Below are 26,336 nucleotides of genomic sequence, written 5' to 3'. Positions count from 1 at the left end.
ACTAAGTAAAACAGGAGGGAGGGGTATTTGTGAAATGGTATACATGGTTAATCATTGTATTAATAGTTTTAGTTTCTATTCCATTTAAAGTTAAATTCATAAAATGGTGGGATAGACGACAAAAAGAAAAAAATGACAAGGAGGATTATGATGTATGATAAAAGTCAAAGAATTGACATTCTCTTATGGAAAAGATAAGCAGATATTACATGGGCTTAATTTTGCTGTAAAAGAAGGGGAGATATTTGGATTTCTTGGACCTAATGGTTCAGGAAAATCCACAACACAAAAAATTTTGAATGGAGTTTTAAAAGGGTATGGTGGTCAAGTATCGCTTTTTGGAAAAGAAGTTGAAGCATATACAGAATCTTTATATCAAAAAATTGGTGTCCTATTTGAGTTCCCCTATTTATATACAAATTTAAGTGCAATTGACAATCTTGAATATTTTTCATCATTTTATCCTAAGAGACAAAGAAGAGATATAGGTGAACTTTTAGATTTGTTAGAGTTTAAGAAAGAGTTTATAAACAAGCCTGTATCATCTTATTCAAAAGGAATGAAACAACGTATCAGTATGGCAAGGGCATTGATAAGTAATCCAAGATTGTTATTTTTAGACGAACCTACTAGTGGGCTTGACCCATCTGGAGCTGTATTGTTTCGTAAAATTATTGAAGAGGAACGAAAAAAAGGAACGACTATATTTTTAACTACTCATAATATGTTGGATGCTGATTTAATGTGTAATAGAGTTGCTTTCATTGCAGATGGTAAAATTATGGCAATAGATAGCCCTAAAAATTTAAAGGTGAAAAACAGTAATAATAAGGTTGAAGTTGAGTTTATATATCATGGGAAACGAGAGATTAAGAGTTTAAATATAGATGAATTAGAATCTGGTATAACTTTTGAATATGATGAAATAGTGAGTATGCATTCAAAAGAACCTACTTTAGAAGAAATTTTTATTAAATATACAGGAAGGATGTTATATTGATGTATTCTAAATTTTTTACCTTAATTAAAAAAGATTTTTGGATGATTATTTATGGCAAATTCTTTATATTGGCATTTTCATCTCTTATACTTTATTCATGCTATATTAATTTTGGTTATATAAAATTTATGGAGGAAGATTCATATCACAATAGTGTTTATATGTACAAAGCAAAAAGTGTAAGTGTGAATGAATCTTCACTAATTTATCCTGTTTCTTCTATTGATGATTTAAAATCAAAGTTATCTAAAGATACAAATGCAGTTGGGATTGATGCTAGTGAGAATAGACCAAAGGTAATTTTGCATGAAAGTCTTGAAAAAGTTGATAATTATAGGGCTGATTATGCATTGTACTTGTTACTATCAGAAAAAGATAATGATACAAAAATATTAGGAAAAGATGAAGTAATTCAAATAAAAGATAAAGATACATCTGAGATGAAACTTCGAAAAGAAATGACTTGTGAGATTTTGTTCTTTGAAATTGTAGCAATTGGATTTTTAGGTATTGCTTCATTACTGTTTAAAGAAAAGCAAATGGGTGTAATGTATATCACAGGTATTTTGCCTGTAAAAAGAAGTCTTTTTATATTATCAAAAGTATCTATATTTTTGATATGTGACCTATGTTTTACAGTGCTTTTGTTAATAATTAATATTGGATTTTTTGAAGGAATAAAAATACTTCCTCAGATACTAGTTCAAACTGGAATTTTATCTATTATTATGTCTTTAATTGGATTTGGATGTTCAATGTTACTAAAGGATTTTAAACAATTTTCTCTTGCATATCTTTTAGTTGCTGTATTTATAACTACACCTGTGTTTTTATCTTCAAATACATCTTTTGAAATAAGTTGGATTAAATATCACCCTTTTTATCATGTTTACAATGAGTTAAAAAATGCTTTTTTTATAAGTTTCTCAAGTGAAATTAGTTATTTTATTGCATGTTCTTTGACAATAATAGTTCTTTTTTTACTTGTTAAATATGGTTTTGATAAAGAATTGATTAGGGAGGGATAGTGTTGATAGGATTACGTTATCAGTTGAAAAGTATAAGAAAAGATAAAATGTGCATAATTTCTTTCTTTTTACCAATTGTTATGGCTGTTTTAATAAATCTTGTTGGAACTATTGATATATCTTCAATAGGAGAGTTGCAATTTGGTACAATAAAAGACAACCTTTCTACACAAACAGAGCAATGGCTAAGTAGATATGGGTCAGTGAAACAATATCAAACTGAGAGCCATTTAATAAGTGAAGTTAAAAATATTAAAACAAATACAATAGGAGTTGTTAGTAATGGTAAGGGAATTCAAACCATAGTTTATGGAAATGAGATTAATGCTATAAAAAATGTAGCAAAGAGGTTACCTAGAATTTTTAGATTAAAAGGAAATTTAAAAAATACTGAGGTTACAATATTACCTAAAGACAATGTGCTAGAAGAATTTCAAAATATTTTTATTGCTATGATTCTAATTACAGCTATGTTTATGGGATGTACTTTTAATGCAATGAATATCATATCTGAAAAAGAAGATGGAATTTCATTTATCAATGAAATCTTACCACAAACTAGGAGTCAATATATTATTCAGAAAATATTTATAGGGTTTCTATGTGGATGTCTATCTTCAATTGTAACTGTATTTATATGTCTAAGGATTTCAATATTAGATATGGTAATGATGTTGTTACTTATCGTATTTTCTACATTTATATCCTCACTAATAGGTTTATTTATTGGTAAATTATCAGAAGGTCTTATGATAGGGATTATTTATATTAAGTTAATAATGATTTTATTTATAGGAGCTCCATTACTAGTGTACCTTTTAGGGTTTGATATTAGAGGAATAGGAAATTTATGTTATATAATGCCATCAATAGCAACATTTAAAGGAATTATGGAAATTATTGATGGAAATATTAATGTTATAAAAGAGGCTGTAGTTTTAGCTGTACATTGTATTGCATGGTTTTTGCTGTATATGACTTTGGATAAAAGAAGAAGTCTATTTTTCAGTAGATAATTAAATACAATTGATTGATATACTTATATTATGTGTTTATTATATGATTAAGGTAAGTAAAGTAGATGATTTGATTATAAAGAGTTATGATAGATGAAAGTATCTTATTAAAATGATTTTTCATAATGATACTATTCAAAAATTTCACGATTTCAATAATTAAGGTTATTCAATAATTAAGAATATTATATAAAGGAGTAATGTATTATGAAAATGCCCAATAAGATTGAAAATATTATGTTTGCTCCCTGTGGGATGAACTGTAAAGTCTGTTATAAACATTGTTATTCAAAGAAACCTTGTCAGGGATGTTATGCAGGTGACTTGGGGAAACCAGAACATTGCAGAAAGTGTACTATAAAAGAGTGTACAAAGATAGAAAAGATTAAATACTGTTTTGAGTGTGAAAAATTTCCATGCAAATTGGTCAAAAATTTGGAAAAAAGTTACAATAAAAGATACGAAGAGAGCCTTATAAAAAATAGTATTTTAGCTAAAGAGTCTGGAATAACTACTTTGATGGAAGAGGAATCAAAAAAATGGACTTGTATTTATTGTGGTGGCATTATTTCTTTACATGACTCTGAATGTTCTGAGTGTCATGCTAAAAATGAATCAAAATAATAATAACCTTATTGGCATATAGCTTTTCTCCGTTTCATTTAATTCTTGATGAAAATGAAGATGTAAATGAAACGGAGGTCTATAAAATTTGAACTAGGTTAATTAAAACTATCGTAGTGATTAAAACTATCTTAGTGTATTATGTATAAAAATCAAAATAGAACAATTAAAATTTCTCTAGTATATTACTTAGCTTATTTAGTGTATTACTTAATTTTTTTTAGTATATTATTTAGTTTCTTTGGCATATTATTTAATTTCTTTTGATTTAAAGATGCCTTGCTTATAAAATTGTCCTGAATAAGGAATAGATAAAGCAAAAAATGCAATTATTACACCTGAAACAATAATCAAGAAATTAATAGATACTATATCAGCGAGTGGTCCAAAGAGTATCATCCCAAGAGGTATAAGACCAGTATATATAATAGTAGGTAAGCCCAATACACGACCTTGCATTTCTGGTACTACATGTTCTTGCAACATGGTCATAGCTGTTGCTTGAATAATTGGGATTGAAAAACTGGTAAAAAACATGAATATGAAAAATTGCCAAGCTTGTGTAACAGACCCCAAAATAATAGAAAAGATAGCATAAGATAACATTGCCAAGAAAAATGTCTTATTTCGATTTTTAAAGCCACCAAATATTCCTATAACTAATCCACCTAGAACCATACCTGAAAAGCCAATCATTTCAATAATAGATAGATAAATATACCCCTTACCAAATGTACGCTCAATCAATAATCCTATAAGAAAGCCTGATGGTACACAAAGAAAAATGAAAGCGCCATAAGTAAAAACTACTTTTCTAATAAATTTATCCGAAAAAGAGTATTTTATTCCAGATATCATGTCTGTTAAAAATGATACTTTTTCAGTTTGTTTTATTATATTATGTTTAGGTATTTTAATGAAGCAGAGTAATACAATAGCAATAATTGCAGTAATAATATCAATTAAAAGTACTTGAGATATTTTATTTCCTAGACCAAGAATTGCTGCGGATACAATAGGAACTATAAATTGTACTATAGATTGAATACTGCCATTTATACCATTAAAACGCATTAAGTGTTCCTCTGGCACAAGTTGAGGAATCAGTGCATTTACAGCAGGTATCTGTACACCACTTCCTAAAGAACGAATAATAGATACAACAGCAATTGCGATTAATTCATTTTCTCCTTTAATTCCTGACATCATAAGCATAAGTAGTATTAGTGTAGAAGCAGCGATTATAGCATCAGATACAATGATGAGTATTTTTCGATTATAGTAATCTGCCCATACACCTGCCAAAAAAGATATTAGCATTTGTGGTATGAAGGAGCATACGGTTAAGATTGTTACCCATATGCCTGATGACGTTTGAAGTGTGATATACCATATCATTGCCATCTGTACAAGTGATGAACCAAATAGGGAAATATATTGGCTCACTAAAAAGGTAAGGATTTTTTGCTTCCATGTAAAATGAGTATTTTTGTTTTCCATTCTATTCCTCCTTTGATTTGTGTGTTTAATTTTTCTTGCTCTTAAGAATAACACACAAATCAAAGTATGGAGTTAGAGTGGAGGGTTAAGAAAATTGTTCTTTCATGCTTTGAAGATGAGATTTCATTGTTTTTGCGTTGTATTCCGCTTCTTTCAATGAGGTTATCAATTTGTCACATACTGAGATAATTTCATCATCGTCTTTTGGAGTGTCAATAACAGTTTTAATATTAGCATTGGGATTACAAGACAAAGCATTTAACATTCTTAAAATAGCTAAAAGAGAATAGTTTGCAGAGCGTAACGAATTAATAATTTTAAGGCGCTTTATATCTTCATCAGTATATACACGATAACCATTTTGCTTTCTTTTTACTTTTAACAACCCGTTCATTTCCCAATTTCTTAAAGTATCTATTGTAACCTTTAAGTATTCTGAGGTTTCTTTTCTAGTTAAAAATAACTTGTCTGTCTCTTGTGTGTTTCCATTTAAAATTTCTTTGACAATATTGATTGCTTCCTCAGCATTTGATTTTTCTATTTCTAATTGTTGTAAATAATGACTAACAAGAGAAATAGCTTTGTCAAAATCTTTATTTGCTGATGTTCTGACAATCTCAATTGCATTTTTTCTCAATCCTCTTTGTGTAACTTCAATTTTTAAGGCTGTACGAGCAAATTTAAATTGCTCTATATGAAAATCGTTAAAAATACGATAGCCATTATGGTTACGCTTAGGTTTAGGTATTAGTTCAAGTTCTTCATATAAACGTACTGTATTAGGATGTATACTAATCAAGTCTGCTATTTCTGATGTCGTATAGGTATTCATTTATATTCAACTCCTCTTGTGTGTATATAGCATCAACAATAATATCACTAAACGAAAGTCTGGTGTTATAGTGGAGGGTTGTTATAATCATTCCATATACAACTATTCTATTATAGAAGTAAGTATATGTTTTTTAATAAGCTGCCATCTATCACGAGCTTTAAAAACTATCTTAGATGGTATTGCTATAACCAAATCGTACTTTGGTATACAACAGATGGCATTTCCTCCAGCTCCCATTGCTGAATACCAAAGAACTCCATCTTCTTCACATAGCCACCATAGATAACCATACTCATTGGAATTCATTTTGGTTGATTCTTCAATCCATGATTTAGATATAATACGTTTATTATTCCAAATACCATCATTTAAATACAGAGAACCAAATCGTAACATATCTCTGGCACTCAATGTAAGTCCCCAGCCACCAGCAGTATTACCTTGTCTGTCTTTTGCCCAACCTTTAAGATTTTTTCCAAATAAATCTTCAAAATCAAAATTTTCTATATCATAATCGGGTATTTCTCTCATACCAATAGGCTTGAATAGATGTTCATTAGCAAATTCACGAGCACACTTTCCTGTAGTGTTTGTAATAATAGCTGAAAGTAGGTGAACTCCAGCTGAAGAATATTTGAAAGTTCCAATATTTTTGTTTTGACCAAGTTGATTTAGGGCATATTTTACCCAATCTCGTTGTTTAGAAAGTCTCTCTAATGATTCAGTTGTATTTTTAAAAGGGTATGGTGCGGTCATCGTAAGCAAGTGGCGTATAGTTACTGCTTTTTTGTATATATCAGCAGGGCTACAATTATATTCAGGAAAAAAATCAACAACTTTTTGCTCAACATCCTTTATATAACCCTTGTCTATTGCGATACCAATTAGGGCTGATATGATACTTTTTGTGACAGATGCAACATGAAAAGTATCGTCGGCATTATAACCATTATAATATTTTTCAAAGACGATACTTCCTCTTCTTGCTATGATTATTGCGTTTATATTGCTATATTGTGAGATTATTAAAGGTTCAAGCTGTGAAAGTTTTTTTGAATCCATTCCAACACTTGAAGGGTCTATATTTTCAAATTTCAAATCTAAGCAGTAGCCTTTATCCATTATAAATACCTCCCTGTTATAGACTTTGAGTTTTCTTTTAGTTGTTGAGGAGAACCCTCTGCAATGATATATCCGCCTTTGTCTCCTCCTTCTGGACCAAGTTCAATAATCCAGTCACAAGTATTTAGAACTTCTATATCATGTTCAACAACAATTACAGAATTTCCATTTTCGATTAATTCATCCAACAATTGAATTAGTTTAGCAGTATCATACAGACTTAGACCAGTAGTGGGTTCATCCAACACATAGAGGATATTGCCTTTTCGTTTTTTACCAATCTCTTTTGCAAGCTTGATTCTTTGAGATTCTCCACCACTTAAAGTAGGGGTAGGTTGACCTAGTTTTATATAACCCATACCAATTTGTTCTAGTACTTTTAAGTGTGAAACAATATTTGGAGTATCTTCAAAAAAAACAACAGCTTCAGATACACTCATATTTAAGACATCATAGATATTTTTATTCTTATATTTAATGGATAGGGATTCATCATTAAATCTTTTTCCATGACACTCATTACATATACTGTCCATACTTAAATTATTTCCCAACCAGATTTTTTCATATCCACTACCACTACACTTAGGACAAGCACCTTTTGAATTGAATGAAAAATGCCCAGCAGTGAAATTTTGTTTTATTGATTCTGGTTGACCTGCAAATAAAACACGTATCTTATCCCATATCCCAATATAAGAGGCAGGAGTTGAGTTCATATTTCTACCAATAGGAGTTTGAGATATTTCTGAATATCCAGAGATATATTGTGTACCACTTAATTTATCAGCAATAGTTTCTACAATTGTATAATCATCCTCATTACTTACTTCATTTTCTTTAAGAGTGGTTTTATTATTACTTGCTTGATTGTTGAAGTAACTTCTAAGAAGAGGGAGTAATGTATCTGATATAAGGGAACTTTTTCCACTACCAGATTTTCCAGCTATTCCAACCATAGCACCTAAAGGTAATGATGCAGTAATGTTTTTAAGATTATTTGTACTTGCATTTTGAACAACTATACAATGCATTTTTTCAATGTCCGTAATATTTTTAGATGATGTTCTAGTAGGCATGGAGTATTTTCCTGAGATATATTGTCCAGTAATTGATTCATTTGACTTAAGTAGACCTTCTAAATCTCCTTGATATATTAATTGTCCACCTTCAATACCAGCTTTTGGCCCTATATCAATAATATGTTCTGCCATATTAATTGTATTTTTGTCGTGTTCAACTACAATGACAGTGTTACCTAAATCTTTTAAATCTTTAATGGATTTTAGAATGTCGATTTTTTCGGATTCATGTAATCCCGCAGTTGGTTCGTCAAGTACGTAAATTAATGAGTCCATCTCTGAATCAAGGTGAGAATTTAAAAATAGCCTTTGTATTTCTCCACCACTTAAAGTTGACATCTCTCTGTATAAGGACAGATGACCTAGTCGTGCCTTTATTAGATTATTTGTCTTAATTAAAATATCAGCTATTAAATTTTTACCTAGAATAGTTAGTTTGTCTTGATTCAATAATGACTTTAGGAATTCATGAACTTCTAAAATGCTCATCTTTCCAAGTTCACCAATATGCTTTCCATTTAATAAAACTTGGCGTGCTTCTTCACCAATTTTAAAACCATGGCACTCAGAACAAGTAGTCATGCTATAAATACCATTTAAGTCTTCACCTCTTTGGTGACGACCATGAAGTACTTTTGCTAAAGAAGAACTTTGTTTTCCATTTTCATAGTGACCATATAGTACCTCGTTTTGTACTTCCTCAGGCAATTGTAAGAATGGTATATCTAAGTAATCTTTGAATTTTTTAGATAACACTCTCAAATATCCTGGTGTGATTTGGGCTCTATCCAAAACTTTTTTTAGAGTAGTGCGCTTATCCAAGATAAGTTTTTCAATATTAATCTCAAAGTATGCTCCACGTCCAGAACATTTCATACACATTCCATCTGAAGAGGTATATGAGAAATAACTTGGTCTTAAGCGTTCTTCTTTATTACCACAATTATTACAAATAAGATTGTTGTCTACAGGAGTGTTACACGCAGAACATATTACTTGTCCTTCTCCTGTATATAATAGTGTAAGCATACTAATAATATTGGTTCTAGTACCTACTGTTGAACGAGGATTACTCTGACGGATGATATTTTGTTTAACAGCGATAGTAGGAGCTAATCCTTGAATATTGTCAAATTTATTCTCATTATCAATGCCTGAAAGTATGCCTAAGGACTGTAAGTACTGTTTACGCCCCTCCTCAAATACAATATCGAACATAAGACTGGATTTACCTGAACCACTAACACCTGTTGCAACTACGAGCTTATTTTTGGGGATAGAGATATTTATATTTTTTAGGTTATGTATTTTTGCACCTTTGATTTTTATTTCTTTCATTAATTCACCTCATTTTATTAATTTTATCAAACTATAAAATTGGTATGTTTTAATCATTAATATAAGAAGAGGTTAAGCGAAATCATAGTATTAAAAAGGCTCTATAGGTAAATATATATCAACTATATGTTTATTTTGTGGGTGACTATTTGGGTCATTAAGATATACTTCAAAAGGAAAAGAATTACGTAGTTTATGTTCATCATTTGATAGCCATTCATTATACATAAAATCCCAAGCATCACTATATTCATCTTGAAAAATACTAAAATGCCCCACCAGATATTTCCCAGAAGGTATTGTAATATTGCCAAGGTCGCTATTTTCTTTGACAACAATATTATCTGGAATTGTCATACAAATACTAGTCCTCAAATGATGTTCTTGTGTAAATTGAGGATTATCATGATAAATAGCTAATATCTTTGTCTTTTCAAGTTCAATTAGATTCTGCTCATTTGCATAATCAAAGAGTTTTTCTACAATCTTTGGAAAGTGACTGGCCAAATTTCCATATGACCCAGTGTATCTAATATAAGCTGTATTTACATTATCAAGTTCTAAGATTTCAATTTCTCCCTTAACCTCTCTCTTATTTTTAGATTTAAGTTTTGATATGTGTCTATTATACTGAGAAATTTTATATGGTTCTTTGCAATTCTTGCTATAATTGTTTCTATATTTTATAGGGCTTATCTTATAATAATTTTTGAAGGCTCGCGAAAAAACTGCGGAATCAGTAAAACCGAAATAATGTGCAATATCAGTAACTGTCATATCAGTACGATGAATAAGAAAAGAAGTGGCTCCTTCTAGTTTTAACCTATTTACATACTGTGACAATGTTTCTTTTTCTATCGCTTTGAAAATTCTATGAAAATGAAACTTTGAAAAACCTGCTATATTAGAAAGCTCTTCAAGAGAAAGAGAATCATACAAATGCTCTTCTATGTAGTCTTGTACTTTGCAAATACGACGTAAGTATTCTTTTTTAATTTGGGAATCGGTCATAAGTATACCTCCTTATTGTAAAAATATATATTTTAAATACCCTTATTTATAGTAAATAAAGCGTTGAGTATGTGAAATTTAAAGTAAAAAAATGTTAAATAGATTTTTTATTAGGAGTTTTTCTTATATATAACAACAATTTATATTATAAGAGAATTTCTATCTTACTTTGTAACACTTAGTATAACATAGTGATATATTTTTAGATTGTATATTTGATTATACATTTATATAAAGTTAGAGACTATAACATAGACAAAAACTTAATATCTAGTAGGGTTGTAAACTTTGATACTAAGAACAATATATCAATTTTAAGAAAATGTTTACTAAATAATAAAATATTTATATTAAAAAAATTATTAAATTTATTGTTTAAATAAAAAAGTTAAATCTCATCTATTAACATAGAGCCTTTAAAACTTTAAAATGAAAAATATAGAAGAATGATTTTTAATAAAATATAATCATCTAATAAATTATTAAGAAATACAAAAATACTTACAAACAACTATTTATTTGAATTGGGGGAATAAGAATATGAACAATGGTTTTTATCAATTAAATTCAGCAGTATTATATTTTAACGAGCGAAGTGATGTAAACAAAATAAGGTTTAATCACTATATAATGAGAAAAGAAAATATACAAAGATTAAGGGGAACTTTACCAAGGGGACAGTTTATGATGACTGTAAGAAAGGCTGCATCTGACCTTGATTTATCAATATCTACAATAAGTAGGCTTGTAAATGAATTTATAAATTTAGGAATATTGAGACTAATAAGTCGAGGAGTGAAGGGAAATTGTTGCTCTGTATATAGTTATATATGCTCTGAAAGTAATGATACAGGTGTAATAAAGAAACGTAGAAGTTTTTTTGAAGATATATTAGAAAATATTAATGAAACAAATAATAGTATCCAAAAGGTATCAAAACATGAATATAAGTATGACAAAGATAAGACCAGTGATACCAATATGTATAGCTATGTAGATAAAGAGTATAGACAATGGGGTTATGACCCAGAACTTCATACTGTAGATGAAACAGAAGATGTAACAAAGAAAAAAGAATTATTAAAAAAAAATTTAAAAAAAGAGTTATTAAAAAAGAACTCCAAGAAAAATACTGATGTGGAAGAGGAATATTGTTATATAGAAAGTATTTATGAAAATATTATAAAAAAGTTAAATAAAGAGTCAGGGGAAAGTTTTAGGTTTGATTCAGAAACAGATAATAAACTTATAGCTGAAAGAAGAAAAGAAGGCCATAGCTTAGAAGATTTTTATAAAGTTATAGAATCAAGAGTGAAGAGCTGGAAGGAGACTCCTACGCTAGTGGATATAAAGCCAGAGATTCTATTTGGTCATGAATTCAAGACTTACTTAAATAAAAAGTGATTATAGTGGATAAGAGATATAAGTTTAGAAGAGATATACTAGAATAGATATTATGAAAAATCTAAAATTCATATATAGTTTATGTTCAGATATATTATATGTATGGAAAATAGGGTTATTAGTGTTATTAATAATAAAAAATATTACTGGAATTTTTAAAATTCCAGTAATATCAAATTTAAATTACAGCAATATCAAATAAGAAAATTTTTATAAACTGTATCATTAGAGTCATACACTATATTGTATCAACTTCATATTCTAATATTTTTCCAGTGATTGCACTGATTGTTATATCATATTCATTATTTCCCTTTATTATTTCGCCTTCATATTCTTTATCATCTTTATCATATTCAAATTTTACTATTTTACCACCAGGTACTTTGTTTAGCATTATTGACTTAGCTTTTTCAATGCTAATTATAGAGTTATTGTTATTAGAATTAGAATCACTATTATTGTGATTATTATCAGAGTCATCATAATCATTATCATCATAATCATCGTCCATATCAATATCTATAATTCTTCCATCAAATGCATTTATCTCTATTTCATATGTTTTATTATCTTTTACAACTTTAGCTTCATATTCATTATCGCCAGCATCATATTTACAGTATATTAAATTACCATTAGGAATGGCATCTAGTATTATAGATTTAGCTTTATCTAAAGATATATTTTTGACACCTAAATTATTATTTATATCATCTTTTTCAATTTCTATTATTTTACCAGAGTAGGCATCTATTTCTACTTCATATACAATATTATCCTTTATAACCTTACTGTCGTATTTATTATCATCTTGGTCGTAGTAACAAACTAAAACATTACTTTCTGGAACAGCTTGTTTTAATATTTCCTTAGCTTCAATTAAAGATATTTTTTTAGTTTTATTTCTTATATCGACATTTTTTAGCTTTAAGATATCCTCAAATGCTTTTTGGTTATCACCTCCGCCAACTTGTGTTACTTCTTTTATGTCTTTATTGTTAATAAAATCTTTTTGGCTGTTTACAAGAGTGCCATTAGATATTATTACAGGAGAATTTTCTTTGGCTGCCAATACTCCTATTGATAATGCGTCTACTAGTGCATTTTCCTTGTTCATACCATCTTTAGTAACAAACACATTTTTTATACTTTTGGTTTTGTAAAATTGTTCAATAATTTTGGCATTGGTATTGTTTCTATCTGAACCACTGATTCTTTCTTTATTCGGATATTTTTTTACTGTATTGTCTGATAAAATCTTATTTCCACCAACTATATAAGATTTTTTTATATACCTATTGTTTAAGAAATTTATACTGCTATTATTGCTGTTTTCCTCTGATACTAGTATTATAGGCATATTATGTATTGCTGATGGAGAAGCTATGCTAACTGCATCAGATAACCCCTTTAATCCATTTACAACTGCTACATTTTCTACTTTTTTTATTTTATCTATTTCTTTAAGTAAATTTGTAGACATTTCATAGATATTATTTCCTACTATTTTATTTACCTTTATGTTGAGTGATTTTATTTCATTTTCTACTTTATTAGATATACTATTTCCACTGTCCACTATATATACATTATCTACGCCAAGTCTTTTAAGTTCAGTTTTAGTTGAACTTTCTATACTATTATCATTTACTAATAGTATAGGAGCATTTTTTAATTTAGCAAAAGGATTTGCACAAAGTGCACTTTGAATAGAGTTGCCATTGACTATAATTGCTACTTTTGATTGAACCCATCCTAATTTACTCACTTCTACAGCCGTTTCATATCTTGTTTTACCTATTAATCTTTCTTGCTTTGTTACGTTGTTTGCAAAGATTACTGAAGAGCTAGAAAAAAACATCATACCTGCCACTAATATAGCTAAGTTTTTCTTATTCATATTTTTTACCTCACAATCCTTATATTTTATTATTTAGTATGAACTAGTAAAATATAATCTTAAAATCAAGTTACTATTAAATGTAACATTTTAAAATTAACAGATAAGATTATTCAATATAAAGCTTTTATTTTATTATTTAACATTGTATCATAAATCTTTGGGAAAATGTTTTCGACATTGAATATATGTAAATCAGGATGGATTATTTTTATCATTTGATAAATAGGTTTTTCCCCATTATTTCATGTGTTCTAAAACAGGGACAAAGCTTATTCCTAAATCTGTTAGGAAATATTCTACTTTAGGTGGAATTTCTTGATAAATTTTTATAGTATTTAATTAAAAAATAAAAAAACTATTGACTTGAAGTTAACTCTAAGTAGTAAAGTATAATTATAGAAAATTTATAAATATTTAAAAACATAAATTAAAGTAGAGAATACATAAAGGGGGAAGCAGGACAATGGAACAAAAAAAATTAGGGTTTGGGTTAATGCGTTTACCAATAAAAGACGAAAATGATGCTACAAGTATTGATATGGACTACTTAAATAATATGGTTGATACTTTTTTAGAGAGAGGATTCACATATTTTGATACAGCATATGTATACCATATGGGTAAAAGTGAAATAGCACTTAGAGAATCTCTAGTAAAGAGACATAAAAGAGAAAGTTTTACCGTAGCTACAAAACTACCACTAATGGCTTTAAAAACAAAAGAAGAGCAGGAGCCTATTTTTAATGAACAGTTAGAAAAATGTGGTGTAGATTATTTTGATTATTATCTTTTACATAACATTGGTGTATCACATTATGAAATAGCTAAAAAATTTGACAGTTTCAAGTTTATTGAAGAAAAGAAAAAAGAAGGAAAAATAAAAAATATTGGTTTTTCTTTTCATGATAGTGCAGAACTATTAGACAAAGTATTGAATGAGCATCCAGAAGTAGATTTTGTGCAGTTACAAATTAATTATTTAGATTGGGATAATGAAAGTATACAATCTAGAAAGTGTTATGAAGTAGCAAAGAAACACAATAAACCTGTTATAGTTATGGAACCAGTAAAAGGTGGTACACTAGCAAAAATACCAGAAAGAGCAGAAAAATTATTTAATGATTATAATCCAGATATGTCAGTGCCATCATGGGCAATTCGTTTTGCAGCAAGTAAAGATAATGTCATGATGGTTTTAAGTGGAATGTCAAATATGGAACAACTATTAGACAACACAGGGTATATGCAAAATTTTGAACCATTTGTACAGGAAGAATATGATGTTATAAATGAAGCGGTGGAAATTATAAATGAAGCAATTGCAGTTCCATGTACTGCTTGCCAGTATTGCGTAGAAGGATGTCCAAAAAATATCGCTATTCCAAACTATTTTGCTTTATACAATGCAGAAAAGCAAGCTCTTAATACTGGATTTTCAACACAAATGGTTTATTATAATAACTACACTAAAACTTATGGAAAAGCATCAGATTGTATTGGATGTAAACAGTGTGAAAAAAATTGTCCACAACATATCAAAATTGTAGAATCTCTAAAGAATGTAGCAGAAATATTTGAAAAATAATTGCTACTATAAAATAATTAATGATATATAAAGAACTTGAAGTTAATTAAGTATAAGTGAAATAATTAATGTTATATAGAAAAGTTGAAGTTTATGAAATATAAGTAAAATAATTAATGTTATATAGAAAAGTCGAAGTTAATGAAATATCAGTTAAACTATTTAATCCGATTTTAAATTATACAGTATCAAGAAAGGAGGAGGATTTGTATGACAATTTCAGAAGTAAGTAGAAAATACGAACTTTCAGCAGATACTTTACGATATTATGAACGAATTGGTTTAATACCACCTGTAAATAGAAATAAAAGTGGAATTAGGTCTTTTACAGAAAAAGATTGTGAGTGGATTAATTTCATCAAATGTATGAGAAGTGCAGGACTTTCCATTGAGACATTGATTGAATATGTAACTATGTTTCAACAAGGGAACGAAACTGTCAAAGCGAGAAAAGACCTTTTAATAGAACAACGAAATCAGCTTTCTAAAAGAATTGAAGATATGCAGAAAACTTTAGAACGATTAAATAGTAAAATTGATGGATATGAGGATAAAGTTATTGAAAAAGAAAAAACATTAAAAAATAATAGTGAGAGTCAAAAAACGGAGGTATTGTCTTATGAATAAAAGTGTACTTGTATTGTCTGCAAGCCCTAGAAAAGGTGGTAATTCTGATTTATTATGTGACCAATTTATGCAAGGGGCATTAGAATCTAAAAACCAAGTAGAGAAAATATTTTTAAAAGATCAGGATGTTAAATATTGTATAGGATGTGGAGTCTGTTACGAGAAAGGTGGAAACTGTTCACAAAAAGATGACATGGAAGAAATTCTTGAAAAAATGATTAAAGCAGATGTGATTGTTTTGGCAACTCCAGTTTATTTTTATACTATGAATGCACAGATGAAAACTATGATTGATAGAACTTGTTCGAGATACACTGAAATTTCTGGAAAAGAGTTTTATTTCATCGTTGCTGCAGCCGACAATAGTGAGCAGGCTATGGAAAGAACATTAGAAGGATTCAGAGGATTTACGTCATGTCTAAATGGTGCTAAGGAAAAAGGTATAGTGTATGGCATAGGAGCTTGGCATGTAGGTGACATCAAAGAAAGTGTAGCAATGAATCATGCCTATGAAATGGGCAAGTCAGTGTAGTGAAGAGAGATTTTTAAGAGTATCAGATTTACTAAATTTTATTGATAGAGTGAGTTCAGAATAATCTAGACAAAATAATCTTGATAAAATAAATAGTAGACTAAAATGTATTCTACCATTTAGAGGCTGTAAGTAGATTTGTGTAAAACAAATTTACCTACAGCTTTTTGTTGTATATAATTGGTAAACTAGATAATTAGTTTTTTCATCCATAGCATCAGTCTTCATATTTTATTATCATATCATAAATATAAATACTAATTTTATAAAGTGAATAAATTATAAAATAAATATAAATAAATTATATATAAAATATAAACGGTTTATAAACAAATCAACTACTGATAAGATGAATTTTAATGATAGCATATAACACTTCAAGGAAATTCTTATTATGGGGGAGATGTTCCAGAATTAAGTGAAAGTGAAGAAGATAAAAAAACATTAATAGGAGCAACAAATTTCATAACTAGAGGATTTTCTAATATGAGTATTGTCACATTGACAGAGACAAATCAGACTATAAAAAACATTAACTTTATATACATCATTTTTTCTAGACAAAATTTCTATCTTTTCAAGGTTCTTAAACACTTTCATTAACTGGTCAACTAATTCGATTTCCTTTATTCAAGCCTTTAAGTATCTACTTTTATTCTTTTTGATATAGTTTTCTAATGTCATAGAATAATTATCTTTACTATAAATATATTTTAATATATGTTATTCTGTTGCGGATAAAGTAATATCATTTTCAAATAACTCCTTAAGCTTATGCATCTAAAACTTATTATATGATAAAGTCGATATTGAAATGTAACATAGATGCTTATGATTATATAATAGAAGCAGTACACGTAGGAGGAAATTTAAGATTACAAAATAACTTTAATGATTATATAGTAAAAGCAATACATAAAGGCTATAATTAGATTTACAGAAAAGTAAATTTATCCACAGCCTTTTGGTATCCACAGTTTTTTTATATGCACAGAATTTTGATATACATACAAATCTATGCACATTTTTATCATTTATTTGATATCTAAATTTATGTGTGTTTTAGTAGCATATTAAACAGATTTCTGCATAATATCATTCTCTTTACTAATTAACTTTTTTAGGTTTTTCCAATCTATTTCTTCCATATTAGCAAAATAATGTCCACTTCCTACACAAGTTAAATAGGACTTGCCATCTAATTCAAATGAAGAACCACCAATACATTTTGGATTACATTTTTTACAAGTACGAGTTTTTGTAATACTATCTTTAATAGTTTTAGAACATTCCTCCACAGTATCTCTATATGTATTTAGATTATAAAGGTTTGCTTTAACTCTCCATTTTTTCTCATTACATTCAATAGTAAATAGACTACGCTTTGGTTTTTTAGTTGAATATAATATACGATAAGAGCGAGCTCCTGTTCGTGGTTCAATCTTGCAATCGAGTGATTGACCAAGCTTATGAAAATCATAAGCAATATTATAATCTTTCCCACTTAGTACTTTTAGCATTTCTTCTGTTGTTTCTGCTGTTAATGGACTTTTGTTCATAATTAAAAACCCCTATATAAATAAAAATTTTGCATATAAATAGTAGCTTTATATACAAATAAAAACTAATAATAGTATAGTCAATCAAGTTATCAAAATCAATAAAATAGCTGTAATCTTACATTATTAGGCATGAAATGAGAGGTATTGTTTTGTAGAGGTAAAGACTTAATAGTATGAAAATTCACTCAAACATGATACAATTCTATAAAAGATTTAAAAAATAAGAAGGGAGAAAGTTGCTGAAATAATTTTATACTTTACTTATATTTTATAAAATAAACGTATATCTTATAAAATAAATGGGGTCATTAAAAAATAGTTTTGTAAGTTTTCAGCAGCAGTAGTGGAATGATAATTTTTTGGTTACTATTATACTTGGCTATTATATTTTCAATAGGTTCTATGATAACAAAAGTAAATAAGGTCTGGATTAAAGTGTTGCTATTTGTAGCAGTAGGATTGTCAACCATAGTTTTTTCATACATGATAGCATAATAACTTAAAACTTTAGAACTATTTAAATAAAATTCGCAAATTCTCAAAACAAGAATTCTCAAGTTGGTAAAATTCCAGATATGAGAAAAAAATTAGTACTATAAAAAAACTATTTTCGGATTATTTTTTATGGAAAGGTTTCAATTTAGGTGTTTTAAGTGGTTCTATAAAGTTTTATGAATAAAAAGAAATTGGCATGCTAATTGCTTTAATAAATATTAACATGAACACAAATAAATATAATAATCTGAGTATTGATTATTTGAAACTTTGGACTTGATTTCTTGTCTAGAGGTTCATATTAATATTGGTGTTTAGGAAATTTTATTTTCCTGTAAATATAACTTAATAATAGGAGGTGAAATCATGTCAAAAGTAGTAATAGCTACAGAGAAAGCTCCAGGAGCAATTGGACCATATTCTCAAGCAATACAAGTTGGAAATATAGTTTCTACATCAGGTCAACTTCCAATAGACATGAAGACAGGCGAGTTAGTATCTGACCCAAAAGAAGCAACAAAAGCTTCTTTAGACAATGTAAAAGCAATACTAGAACAAGCTGGTACAACTATGGATAAAGTATTTAAAACTACAGTTTTCGTAAAAGATTTAAAAGATTTTAATGATATTAATGAAGTGTACGCTACATATTTTAAAGAAAATCCACCAGCAAGATCATGTGTACAAGTTGCTCAATTACCAAAAGATGCAGTTTTAGAAATTGAAGCAATGGCAGTATTATAATAATAAAACCAATGACAAAACTAATGAAAATTAAAAACTAATAAAAAAAGTCTACAATTAAAAAGTTTATATTAAAAAAGTCTATATAAAAATCTATCTAAATATTTAACTATTGAGCTTTTCTTATATAACATATATTTTTGTGCCAAAAATATATTTGTTATAGGAGGAAAGCTTTTTTTATTTTATTATTTGTGTATTATAATTAAAGTAATCCTAATATAAAACAATCTTTTTATAATTATTATTATGTATTTCAATGTAAATATATAAATAAGTAATGTTTTATATATATTTTAAAAATTAACTATATGTTAAAATATAGCTAAACTGATAATTTAGTAAATTAAATTCTAATGGGGGAAACTATGGTAAGTAAATTAAAAGAATTTCAACAGGAAATGATAAAATACACTGAAACAGTAGCTAGCGTGTTAGATGTAGATATTGAAATAGTTGATGATAGATTAATAAGAATTAGTGGCACAGGTCTGTATAAATCAAAAATAAATGAAAGCGTTGTTACTGAAGGTTTTCTTTATGATAAAGTTATACAGACAGGTCAGGAATTAGTCGTATTAGATATATGTGATAATCAGCTTTGTATAGAATGTTCCCATTACATGAAATGCCTAAATAAAGTAATAATAGCAGTTCCAATAAAATATAATAATCGTACTATAGGAGTAATTGGCGCTATTAGTACAGATAAAACTAAAAAAGTAGAAATAAGTGCAAAAATAGATAATTATTTGAAGTTTGTCAATCATATATGCGATTTAATTTCTATGAAGATAGAAGAACATGAAGTGTCAAAAAGTAGCAGTAGAAAAATGAACATGATGATAGAAATAATTGAAAATGTTGAAAAAGGTGTTGTTATATTAGATATAAATAGCAAAATATCTTATATAAACAATATTGCTTTGAAAAAATTAGATATTGGAAAAGATATAATAGAAAATACAGTAAAAATAGTATCTGTTGAATCTTCTTCAAATGGACATGAATTACTAGAAATTGATATTGATAACAAAATTTATAATATAAATGCCAAAATAATTCCTGTATATCCATATATAAATCAATATGACAAGATAATTATATTTGATAAGACATATATAAACCATAAAGGACATGGGAAAGTCAATAGTGGATGGGGAAATAGTGATATAGAGTCTATAATTGGGAACTCAGAATCAATGGTGAAAGTTAAAGAGAGAACTAAGAAATTAGCAAAGTCAAATTCAACAGTTCTTATAACTGGTGAAAGTGGTACAGGGAAAGAGCTAATTGCTAGAGCTATACATGCTGAAGGAAGTAGATGGAATAAGCCATTTATTGCTATAAACTGTGCTGCTATTCCAGAAAACCTTCTTGAAAGTGAGTTATTTGGCTATATAAAAGGTGCATTTAGTGGGGCTAGTAGTGGAGGTAAGGTTGGTAAGTTTGAACTTGCAAATGAAGGGGTCATATTTCTTGACGAAATGGGAGACTTATCTATGCCTTTACAAGCAAAGTTACTTAGAGTTTTGCAGGAAAGAAAATTTGCAAGAATTGGTTCAAATAAACTTATAGATTTAGATATAAGAGTAATTGCTGCAACGAATAAAAACTTACTTAAGTTGGTGAATGAAGGTAAGTTTAGAGATGATTTGTACTATAGGTTAAACGTAATTCCTATAAATTTGCCACCTCTTAGGGAAAGAAAAGATGATATTGAAACTATAATGATGAAATTTGTTTCCAAGTATTCTTTAGAATTAGATATAAAATTGAATCAAATAGAAAAAAATGTAATGAATATGTTGGTTAATTATAATTGGCCGGGAAATATAAGAGAATTAGAAAATGCAGTTGAATATATGATGAATTTAGTTGGAGAAGATGGAATAATCTATAAAGATATGCTTCCATTAGATATTTTGAACTATTATAATATTGAAGGAAATAGTTTTAAGAGTAATAATGAGGTAAAAAAGTTTGAAGATGATATAGTCGGGGGAATAGTAGAAAACCAAGAAAAAATACTTTCAATTAAAGAATTGGAGTTAACTTACATACATAAGTTGTTAAATAAATATGGAAGAGATACAAAGACAAAAAAGAAAATAGCAAAAGATTTAGGGATAGGTTTAGCTACATTATACAGAAAACTAGAAGAGGAACAACAATAAATTAAACATAGAAAATAGTTTTAAATGTATGGCAATGTGATTTGTAGGTCAATAAAAATAAAGCCTCTATAATAGAAGTGTCACTAGAAGAGACTAATATAGTAATAATACTATATAAAAATAAAATTATAAGCTTGTAAGATATTGAGTCAGTATAAATAATAGAAAATAAAAGTTTGAGCTTATAAAGTACAAATATGTAAAACATAAAAATAACAGTATTATAGAAAGCTAAAATAAAAACATAAAATATAGAAGGTTATAACAATATAAATATAGAAGGTAAAAATAGTAATATACAAGACAAAATAACAGACATATAGAAAAGTAAAAGCATAATAAAGGAAAATAAAAACAAAGAAACGGTTTCTCGAAATGATAATTCTCGTATTGATAAAAATTTCCCAATATGAGAATTTTTTCTTTTATAAATCTTATTTTTCACACTCAGATTTTACAACATTTAAATAAATTTGAAAAAAGTATGTAATTCCAACATAAAAAAAATATTTTTAGAATAAATAATATTGGCACAGTAATTGCTTTATATAAAGACACAAAGATAAAAAATTAATAATGACATCGAAAAATTTGAAAGGGGAATATAAAATAAATGAGAGAAATAAAATGGAAATTAAATAACTTACCTAAAGCAGAGGAAAAAGAAAAAGGAATTGAATTTTTAAAGGACGAAGAAATTGCAAAAGCTAAAGCATTTCATGAGAGTTTTCCACAATATGAAAAAACTCCTTTAGTTAAATTAGATAACTTAGCAAAATTATTAGGAGTTAGCGGAATATATGTTAAAGATGAATCTTATAGATTTGGATTAAATGCATTTAAAGTTTTGGGTGGTTCTTACTCTATGGGTAAATACTTAGCTCAAAGATTAAATAAAGATATATCAGAGTTAGGATATGAAAAATTAACTTCAAAAGAAATAAAAGACCAGTTAGGAGAAATAACTTTCTTTACAGCTACAGATGGAAATCATGGTAGAGGAGTTGCTTGGACAGCTAATAAATTAGGTCAAAAATCTGTTGTATTAATGCCAAAAGGTTCTTCTGAATTTAGATTAAATAAAATCAAGGGAGAAGGTGCAGATGCTAGTATAACAGACTTAAATTATGATGATGCAGTAAGATTAGCTAATGATTATGCAGAAGCTGATGACCATGGAGTAATGGTTCAAGATACAGCATGGGATGGATATGAAGAAATACCAGCATGGATAATGCAAGGATATGGAACTATGGCTAAAGAAGCTATAGAACAATTAAAAGAATATGGAGTAGATAGACCAACGCATGTATTTGTGCAAGCAGGAGTTGGTTCGCTTGCTGGTGCAGTTCAAGGATATGTTGCTTCAATATATGACGAATGCCCAATAACAGTAGTAGTAGAAGCTGATGAGGCAGATTGTTACTATAAATCAGCAGAAGCAGGAGATGGAAAACCAAGATTTGTAGGTGGAGATATGCCAACTATAATGGCAGGTCTTGCTTGTGGAGAACCAAATACTATAGGATTTGAAGTATTAAAAAATTATTCATCAGCATTCGTTTCAGCACCAGACTGGGTTTCTGCTAAAGGTATGAGAGTTTTAGGAAATCCTCTAAGAGGAGATGAAAAAGTAATCTCTGGAGAATCTGGAGCAGTTACAACTGGAGCATTAGTTTCAATACTTGAAAGTGAAGATTTAAAAGATTTAAGAGAGGCTTTGAAATTAGATGAAAACTCTAAAGTATTATTAATAAGTACAGAAGGAGACACTGACCCAGACAAATATAAAGATATAGTTTGGAATGGAGAATACCAAAGTAAATAAAAAATTTAAAATAAAAAATAAATAAAAGTTTAATAAGTGAAATATTAATAAGTAAATAAGTAAAATAACAATAAATAAAGTGAAGCATCAATAAATTAAAAATTATATGGGGGAATATCAAAATGTTAAATGAAATAAGAAAAAAACAATTAACTGAAGTATGCCAAGATTTAATAAGAAATGCTAGTTATTCAGGTCAAGAAGAAAATGTAGTAAAGGCAATTGAAGAAAATTTTGCTATGCTAGGTTTTGACAGCTGGTCAAGAGATAGATATGGAAATATAATAGGATGCATAAAAGGAAACAAACCAGGGAAAAAAATATTATTTGATGGGCATATAGATACAGTTCCAGTTCCAGATGCAAGTAAGTGGAGTGTTCCTCCTTTTGAAGCAAGAATAGTAGATGGAAAAATATATGGTAGAGGAACTTCTGATATGAAGGGTCAAGTAAGTGCTATGATGGCGGCTGTTTCATACTTTGCAGAAGATACTAATAAAGACTTCGAAGGTGAATTATATGTAGCAGGAGTTGTTCATGAAGAAATATTTGAAGGAGTTTCAGCTAGAGAAATAAGTAAAGCTGTTAAACCTGATTATGTTGTAATCGGAGAATCTTCAGAACTAAACTTAAAGATTGGTCAAAGAGGTAGAGGAGAAATAGTTGTAGAAACTTTTGGTAAACCAGCTCACTCTGCTAACCCAGAAAAAGGTATAAACGCAGTTTATAAAATGGCTAATGTAATTCAAAGAATACAACAATTAGTACCTCCAACTCATCCAGTTTTAGGTGATGGAATATTAGTTTTAACAGATATAAAATCTTCTCCATATCCAGGTGCATCAGTGGTGCCAGATTATTGTAAAGCTACTTTTGATAGAAGATTATTAGTTGGAGAAACAAGAGAAGGAGTACTAGCTCCAATACAAGCCTTATTAGATGAAATGATGAAAGAAGACTCAGAATTAAATGCAAAAGTTTCTTATGCATCTGAAAAAGCTGAATGTTATACAGGGAATACTATAGAAAGTGAAAGATTCTTCCCAGGTTGGTTATACGATGAAGATGATGAATTTGTTCAAGCAGCATACAAAGGATTAAAAGAAGCTGGAATAGATTCAGAAATAACTCAATACTCATTCTGTACAAATGGAAGCCATTATGCAGGTGAGGCTGGAATAAGAACTATAGGATTTGGTCCTTCTAGAGAAAATCTTGCTCATACAATAGATGAACATATAGAGTTAGACCAATTATTCAAAGGTGCAGAAGGATATTATGGAATATTAAAATCAGTTTATAAAAAATAATTAGGAGATGGTTTTGTGAGAACTTTAATAAAACATGGGCTTATAGTAGATGGAAATAAAACACCAGCATATGAAGGGGATATTTTAATAGAAAACGAAAAAATATTAAAAATATCACAGGATTTAAACGAAGAAGCTGACAAAGTTATAGATGCAAAAGGTAGAGTTATATGTCCAGGTTTCATAGATACTCATAGCCATTCAGACCTAGTGATTTTGGTTAATCCATATAATGAGGTAAAGATTAGACAGGGAATTACAACAGAAGTGTTGGGCCAAGATGGAATATCTATGGCCCCTCTACCTCAAGAGCATATATCTTCTTGGAGAAAAAATTTAGCAGGCCTAGATGGTGAAAGTGATGAAATTGATTGGAAATATGAAACAACAGAAAACTATTTAAAAATGATGGATGAAAATGGGGTAGGGTTAAATGAAACCTATTTAGTACCTCATGGAAATGTAAGAATGGAAGCAATGGGGCTTGAAGATAGACCTGCCACTAAAGAGGAAATTCAAAAGATGTGTGAAATCACAGAAAGAGAATTAAAGGCAGGAGCTATAGGATTATCAACTGGACTTATATATATACCTTGTGCGTATTCATTGACAGAAGAAATTATAGAGATGTGTAAAGTAGTAGCAAAATACGATGGAGTATTTGTGGTTCATCAAAGAAGTGAAGCAGATACAATTTTAACATCAATGGAAGAAATTATAGAAATTGGAAAGCAATCAGGAGTAAAAGTTCACTTCTCACACTTTAAGGTTTGTGGTAAATCAAATTGGAAGTATATACCTCAAGTTATAGAACTTTTAGAAAAAGCAGAAAAAGAAGGTATAAGAGTATCATTTGACCAATATCCTTATGCAGCTGGAAGTACAATGCTTGGAGTAGTTTTACCTCCATGGGCACATTCAGGAGGAACTGATAAATTAATAGAAAGATTAAGTGATGAAAACGAAAGAGCAAAAATGAAAAAAGATATAGCAAATGGAATCGAAGGTTGGGATAACTTTATAGAATTTGCTGGAATAGACCAAATCTTTGTAACAAGTGTAAAGACAGAAAAAAATCAAGATACAATTGGTAAGAGCCTGCTAGAAATTGGAAAGATGAGAGGTAAAGACCCGTTAGATGCAACGTTTGATTTATTGAAAGAAGAAGAAAATGCAGTTGGAATGGTAGATTTCTATGGCTTGGAAGAACATATAATAGGTTTTATGAAAAGAGACGAGCAAAATGTATGTACAGATGGTCTTTTAGCAGGTAAGCCACATCCAAGAGCATATGGTTCTTTCCCTAAAATACTAGGAAGATATGTTAGAGAATTAAATGTACTAACAGTTGAAGAAGCTGTTTATAAAATGACTAAAAAAGCAGCAGTAAGCTTTAGTATAAAAGATAGAGGTGAACTAAAAGAAGGATATTTTGCAGACTTAGTTATATTTGACAAGGATACTGTTAGTGGATGTGATGATTTTATCAATTCCATGCAATATCCGACAGGTATAGATTATGTAATTATAAATGGAAATTGTGTTGTTGAAGAAGGAAAATACAATAAAATTAAAGCAGGAAAAGTACTTAAAAATTAAATCTTAGCTTT

22 protein-coding genes are annotated in these 26,336 nt (G+C 28.6%); 14 read left to right on the top strand and 8 right to left on the bottom strand.

The features are described 5' to 3' along the window. Positions 1-29 precede the first annotated feature (29 nt). The 5 genes from IC218_RS21925 (at position 30) to IC218_RS11360 (ending at position 3,668) form a co-directional block, all read left to right on the top strand. Entirely contained in the window at positions 30-158 is a 129-nt protein-coding gene (locus tag IC218_RS21925) for a hypothetical protein (RefSeq protein WP_255615811.1), read from the top strand. Next, positions 155-1,000, top strand: coding sequence for an ATP-binding cassette domain-containing protein (locus tag IC218_RS11375; RefSeq protein WP_227824457.1), 846 nt, complete (start codon positions 155-157; stop codon positions 998-1,000). The genes IC218_RS21925 and IC218_RS11375 overlap by 4 nt, the downstream gene beginning before the upstream one ends. Further along, positions 1,000-2,028 (top strand): ABC transporter permease, encoded by a 1,029-nt coding sequence (locus IC218_RS11370; protein WP_227824456.1) that lies wholly within the window; start codon positions 1,000-1,002, stop codon positions 2,026-2,028. Before IC218_RS11375 ends, IC218_RS11370 begins: the two co-directional genes overlap by 1 nt. Positions 2,029-2,030: 2 nt before the next feature. Beyond that, on the top strand, positions 2,031-3,044 hold the full coding sequence (locus IC218_RS11365) for an ABC transporter permease (protein ID WP_227824455.1): 1,014 nt from the start codon (positions 2,031-2,033) through the stop codon (positions 3,042-3,044). A 207-nt stretch (positions 3,045-3,251) separates the two neighbouring features. After that, positions 3,252-3,668, top strand: a complete 417-nt coding sequence (locus IC218_RS11360; RefSeq protein WP_227824454.1) for a DUF3795 domain-containing protein — start codon at positions 3,252-3,254, stop codon at positions 3,666-3,668. Between the two features lie 249 nt (positions 3,669-3,917). On the opposite strand, the gene IC218_RS11355 is transcribed toward IC218_RS11360, so the two are convergent. From IC218_RS11355 to IC218_RS11335, 5 genes are all read right to left on the bottom strand, one after another. After that, positions 3,918-5,168 carry an MFS transporter gene (locus tag IC218_RS11355; RefSeq protein WP_227824453.1) on the bottom strand — a complete coding sequence of 417 codons (1,251 nt, stop codon included), beginning with the start codon at positions 5,166-5,168 and terminating at the stop codon, positions 3,918-3,920. A gap of 85 nt (positions 5,169-5,253) precedes the next feature. Next, positions 5,254-6,000 carry a MerR family transcriptional regulator gene (locus IC218_RS11350; protein WP_227824452.1) on the bottom strand — a complete coding sequence of 249 codons (747 nt, stop codon included), beginning with the start codon at positions 5,998-6,000 and terminating at the stop codon, positions 5,254-5,256. A 102-nt stretch (positions 6,001-6,102) separates the two neighbouring features. Next, on the bottom strand, positions 6,103-7,125 hold the full coding sequence (locus IC218_RS11345) for a serine hydrolase domain-containing protein (protein ID WP_227824451.1): 1,023 nt from the start codon (positions 7,123-7,125) through the stop codon (positions 6,103-6,105). After that, the gene (locus IC218_RS11340) at positions 7,125-9,545 is read right to left on the bottom strand and encodes an excinuclease ABC subunit UvrA (protein ID WP_227824450.1); all 2,421 of its coding nucleotides are present in this window, start codon (positions 9,543-9,545) and stop codon (positions 7,125-7,127) included. Before IC218_RS11340 ends, IC218_RS11345 begins: the two co-directional genes overlap by 1 nt. A gap of 90 nt (positions 9,546-9,635) precedes the next feature. Then, a complete protein-coding gene (locus IC218_RS11335) occupies positions 9,636-10,556 on the bottom strand; it encodes an AraC family transcriptional regulator (RefSeq protein ID WP_227433754.1) in 921 nt (306 codons plus the stop codon). Positions 10,557-11,096: 540 nt separating this feature from the next. Here IC218_RS11335 and IC218_RS11330 point away from each other — a divergent pair. Further along, a complete protein-coding gene (locus tag IC218_RS11330; RefSeq protein WP_227824449.1) occupies positions 11,097-11,960 on the top strand; it encodes a conserved phage C-terminal domain-containing protein in 864 nt (287 codons plus the stop codon). Positions 11,961-12,198: 238 nt separating this feature from the next. Here IC218_RS11330 and IC218_RS11325 read toward each other — a convergent pair whose 3' ends face one another. Both IC218_RS11325 and IC218_RS11320 read right to left on the bottom strand, forming a co-directional pair. Beyond that, a complete protein-coding gene (locus tag IC218_RS11325) occupies positions 12,199-13,863 on the bottom strand; it encodes a cell wall-binding repeat-containing protein (RefSeq protein ID WP_227824448.1) in 1,665 nt (554 codons plus the stop codon). A gap of 240 nt (positions 13,864-14,103) precedes the next feature. Continuing rightward, complete coding sequence (locus IC218_RS11320) at positions 14,104-14,190, bottom strand: winged helix-turn-helix transcriptional regulator (protein WP_413927154.1); 87 nt, start codon at positions 14,188-14,190, stop codon at positions 14,104-14,106. A gap of 139 nt (positions 14,191-14,329) precedes the next feature. On the opposite strand from IC218_RS11320, the gene IC218_RS11315 reads away from it, so the two are divergent. The 3 genes from IC218_RS11315 to IC218_RS11305 all read left to right on the top strand — a co-directional run bounded on the left by IC218_RS11315 (position 14,330) and on the right by IC218_RS11305 (position 16,610). Next, on the top strand, positions 14,330-15,451 hold the full coding sequence (locus tag IC218_RS11315) for an aldo/keto reductase (RefSeq protein WP_227433757.1): 1,122 nt from the start codon (positions 14,330-14,332) through the stop codon (positions 15,449-15,451). A 210-nt stretch (positions 15,452-15,661) separates the two neighbouring features. Further along, a complete protein-coding gene (locus IC218_RS11310) occupies positions 15,662-16,078 on the top strand; it encodes a MerR family transcriptional regulator (protein ID WP_227824447.1) in 417 nt (138 codons plus the stop codon). After that, positions 16,071-16,610 (top strand): flavodoxin family protein, encoded by a 540-nt coding sequence (locus IC218_RS11305; protein ID WP_227824446.1) that lies wholly within the window; start codon positions 16,071-16,073, stop codon positions 16,608-16,610. Before IC218_RS11310 ends, IC218_RS11305 begins: the two co-directional genes overlap by 8 nt. Positions 16,611-17,683: 1,073 nt before the next feature. Here the strand turns inward: IC218_RS11305 and IC218_RS11300 are convergent. Further along, positions 17,684-18,169, bottom strand: a complete 486-nt coding sequence (locus IC218_RS11300) for a hypothetical protein (protein WP_227824445.1) — start codon at positions 18,167-18,169, stop codon at positions 17,684-17,686. Positions 18,170-19,033: 864 nt separating this feature from the next. Here IC218_RS11300 and IC218_RS11295 point away from each other — a divergent pair. The 5 genes from IC218_RS11295 to IC218_RS11275 all read left to right on the top strand — a co-directional run bounded on the left by IC218_RS11295 (position 19,034) and on the right by IC218_RS11275 (position 26,325). After that, positions 19,034-19,411, top strand: coding sequence for a RidA family protein (locus tag IC218_RS11295; protein ID WP_227433761.1), 378 nt, complete (start codon positions 19,034-19,036; stop codon positions 19,409-19,411). 368 nt (positions 19,412-19,779) lie between these two features. Continuing rightward, on the top strand, positions 19,780-21,588 hold the full coding sequence (locus IC218_RS11290) for a sigma 54-interacting transcriptional regulator (RefSeq protein WP_227824444.1): 1,809 nt from the start codon (positions 19,780-19,782) through the stop codon (positions 21,586-21,588). Between the two features lie 613 nt (positions 21,589-22,201). Further along, positions 22,202-23,416 (top strand): diaminopropionate ammonia-lyase, encoded by a 1,215-nt coding sequence (dpaL, locus tag IC218_RS11285; RefSeq protein WP_227433763.1) that lies wholly within the window; start codon positions 22,202-22,204, stop codon positions 23,414-23,416. A gap of 122 nt (positions 23,417-23,538) precedes the next feature. Continuing rightward, on the top strand, positions 23,539-24,726 hold the full coding sequence (locus IC218_RS11280; protein WP_227824443.1) for a YgeY family selenium metabolism-linked hydrolase: 1,188 nt from the start codon (positions 23,539-23,541) through the stop codon (positions 24,724-24,726). 15 nt (positions 24,727-24,741) lie between these two features. Further along, complete coding sequence (locus IC218_RS11275; protein WP_227481904.1) at positions 24,742-26,325, top strand: N-acyl-D-amino-acid deacylase family protein; 1,584 nt, start codon at positions 24,742-24,744, stop codon at positions 26,323-26,325. The last annotated feature ends 11 nt before the right edge of the window (positions 26,326-26,336 follow it).

The sequence above is a fragment of the Clostridioides sp. ES-S-0005-03 genome, assembly GCF_020658455.1.
GTDB lineage: Bacteria > Bacillota > Clostridia > Peptostreptococcales > Peptostreptococcaceae > Clostridioides.
This window is presented reverse-complemented; position numbering and strand designations above follow the sequence as displayed.

What these genes read in the sequence shown, in the direction of transcription:
- IC218_RS11375 (WP_227824457.1), top strand. Translation starts at nt 155, where the DNA reads ATGATAAAAGTCAAAGAATTGACATTCTCTTATGGAAAAGATAAGCAG.
- IC218_RS11370 (WP_227824456.1), top strand. Translation starts at nt 1,000, where the DNA reads ATGTATTCTAAATTTTTTACCTTAATTAAAAAAGATTTTTGGATGATT.
- IC218_RS11360 (WP_227824454.1), top strand. Translation starts at nt 3,252, where the DNA reads ATGAAAATGCCCAATAAGATTGAAAATATTATGTTTGCTCCCTGTGGG.
- IC218_RS11355 (WP_227824453.1), bottom strand. Translation starts at nt 5,168, where the DNA reads ATGGAAAACAAAAATACTCATTTTACATGGAAGCAAAAAATCCTTACC.
- IC218_RS11350 (WP_227824452.1), bottom strand. Translation starts at nt 6,000, where the DNA reads ATGAATACCTATACGACATCAGAAATAGCAGACTTGATTAGTATACAT.
- IC218_RS11345 (WP_227824451.1), bottom strand. Translation starts at nt 7,125, where the DNA reads ATGGATAAAGGCTACTGCTTAGATTTGAAATTTGAAAATATAGACCCT.
- IC218_RS11340 (WP_227824450.1), bottom strand. Translation starts at nt 9,545, where the DNA reads ATGAAAGAAATAAAAATCAAAGGTGCAAAAATACATAACCTAAAAAAT.
- IC218_RS11335 (WP_227433754.1), bottom strand. Translation starts at nt 10,556, where the DNA reads ATGACCGATTCCCAAATTAAAAAAGAATACTTACGTCGTATTTGCAAA.
- IC218_RS11330 (WP_227824449.1), top strand. Translation starts at nt 11,097, where the DNA reads ATGAACAATGGTTTTTATCAATTAAATTCAGCAGTATTATATTTTAAC.
- IC218_RS11325 (WP_227824448.1), bottom strand. Translation starts at nt 13,863, where the DNA reads ATGAATAAGAAAAACTTAGCTATATTAGTGGCAGGTATGATGTTTTTT.
- IC218_RS11315 (WP_227433757.1), top strand. Translation starts at nt 14,330, where the DNA reads ATGGAACAAAAAAAATTAGGGTTTGGGTTAATGCGTTTACCAATAAAA.
- IC218_RS11310 (WP_227824447.1), top strand. Translation starts at nt 15,662, where the DNA reads ATGACAATTTCAGAAGTAAGTAGAAAATACGAACTTTCAGCAGATACT.
- IC218_RS11305 (WP_227824446.1), top strand. Translation starts at nt 16,071, where the DNA reads ATGAATAAAAGTGTACTTGTATTGTCTGCAAGCCCTAGAAAAGGTGGT.
- IC218_RS11300 (WP_227824445.1), bottom strand. Translation starts at nt 18,169, where the DNA reads ATGAACAAAAGTCCATTAACAGCAGAAACAACAGAAGAAATGCTAAAA.
- IC218_RS11295 (WP_227433761.1), top strand. Translation starts at nt 19,034, where the DNA reads ATGTCAAAAGTAGTAATAGCTACAGAGAAAGCTCCAGGAGCAATTGGA.
- IC218_RS11290 (WP_227824444.1), top strand. Translation starts at nt 19,780, where the DNA reads ATGGTAAGTAAATTAAAAGAATTTCAACAGGAAATGATAAAATACACT.
- dpaL (WP_227433763.1), top strand. Translation starts at nt 22,202, where the DNA reads ATGAGAGAAATAAAATGGAAATTAAATAACTTACCTAAAGCAGAGGAA.
- IC218_RS11280 (WP_227824443.1), top strand. Translation starts at nt 23,539, where the DNA reads ATGTTAAATGAAATAAGAAAAAAACAATTAACTGAAGTATGCCAAGAT.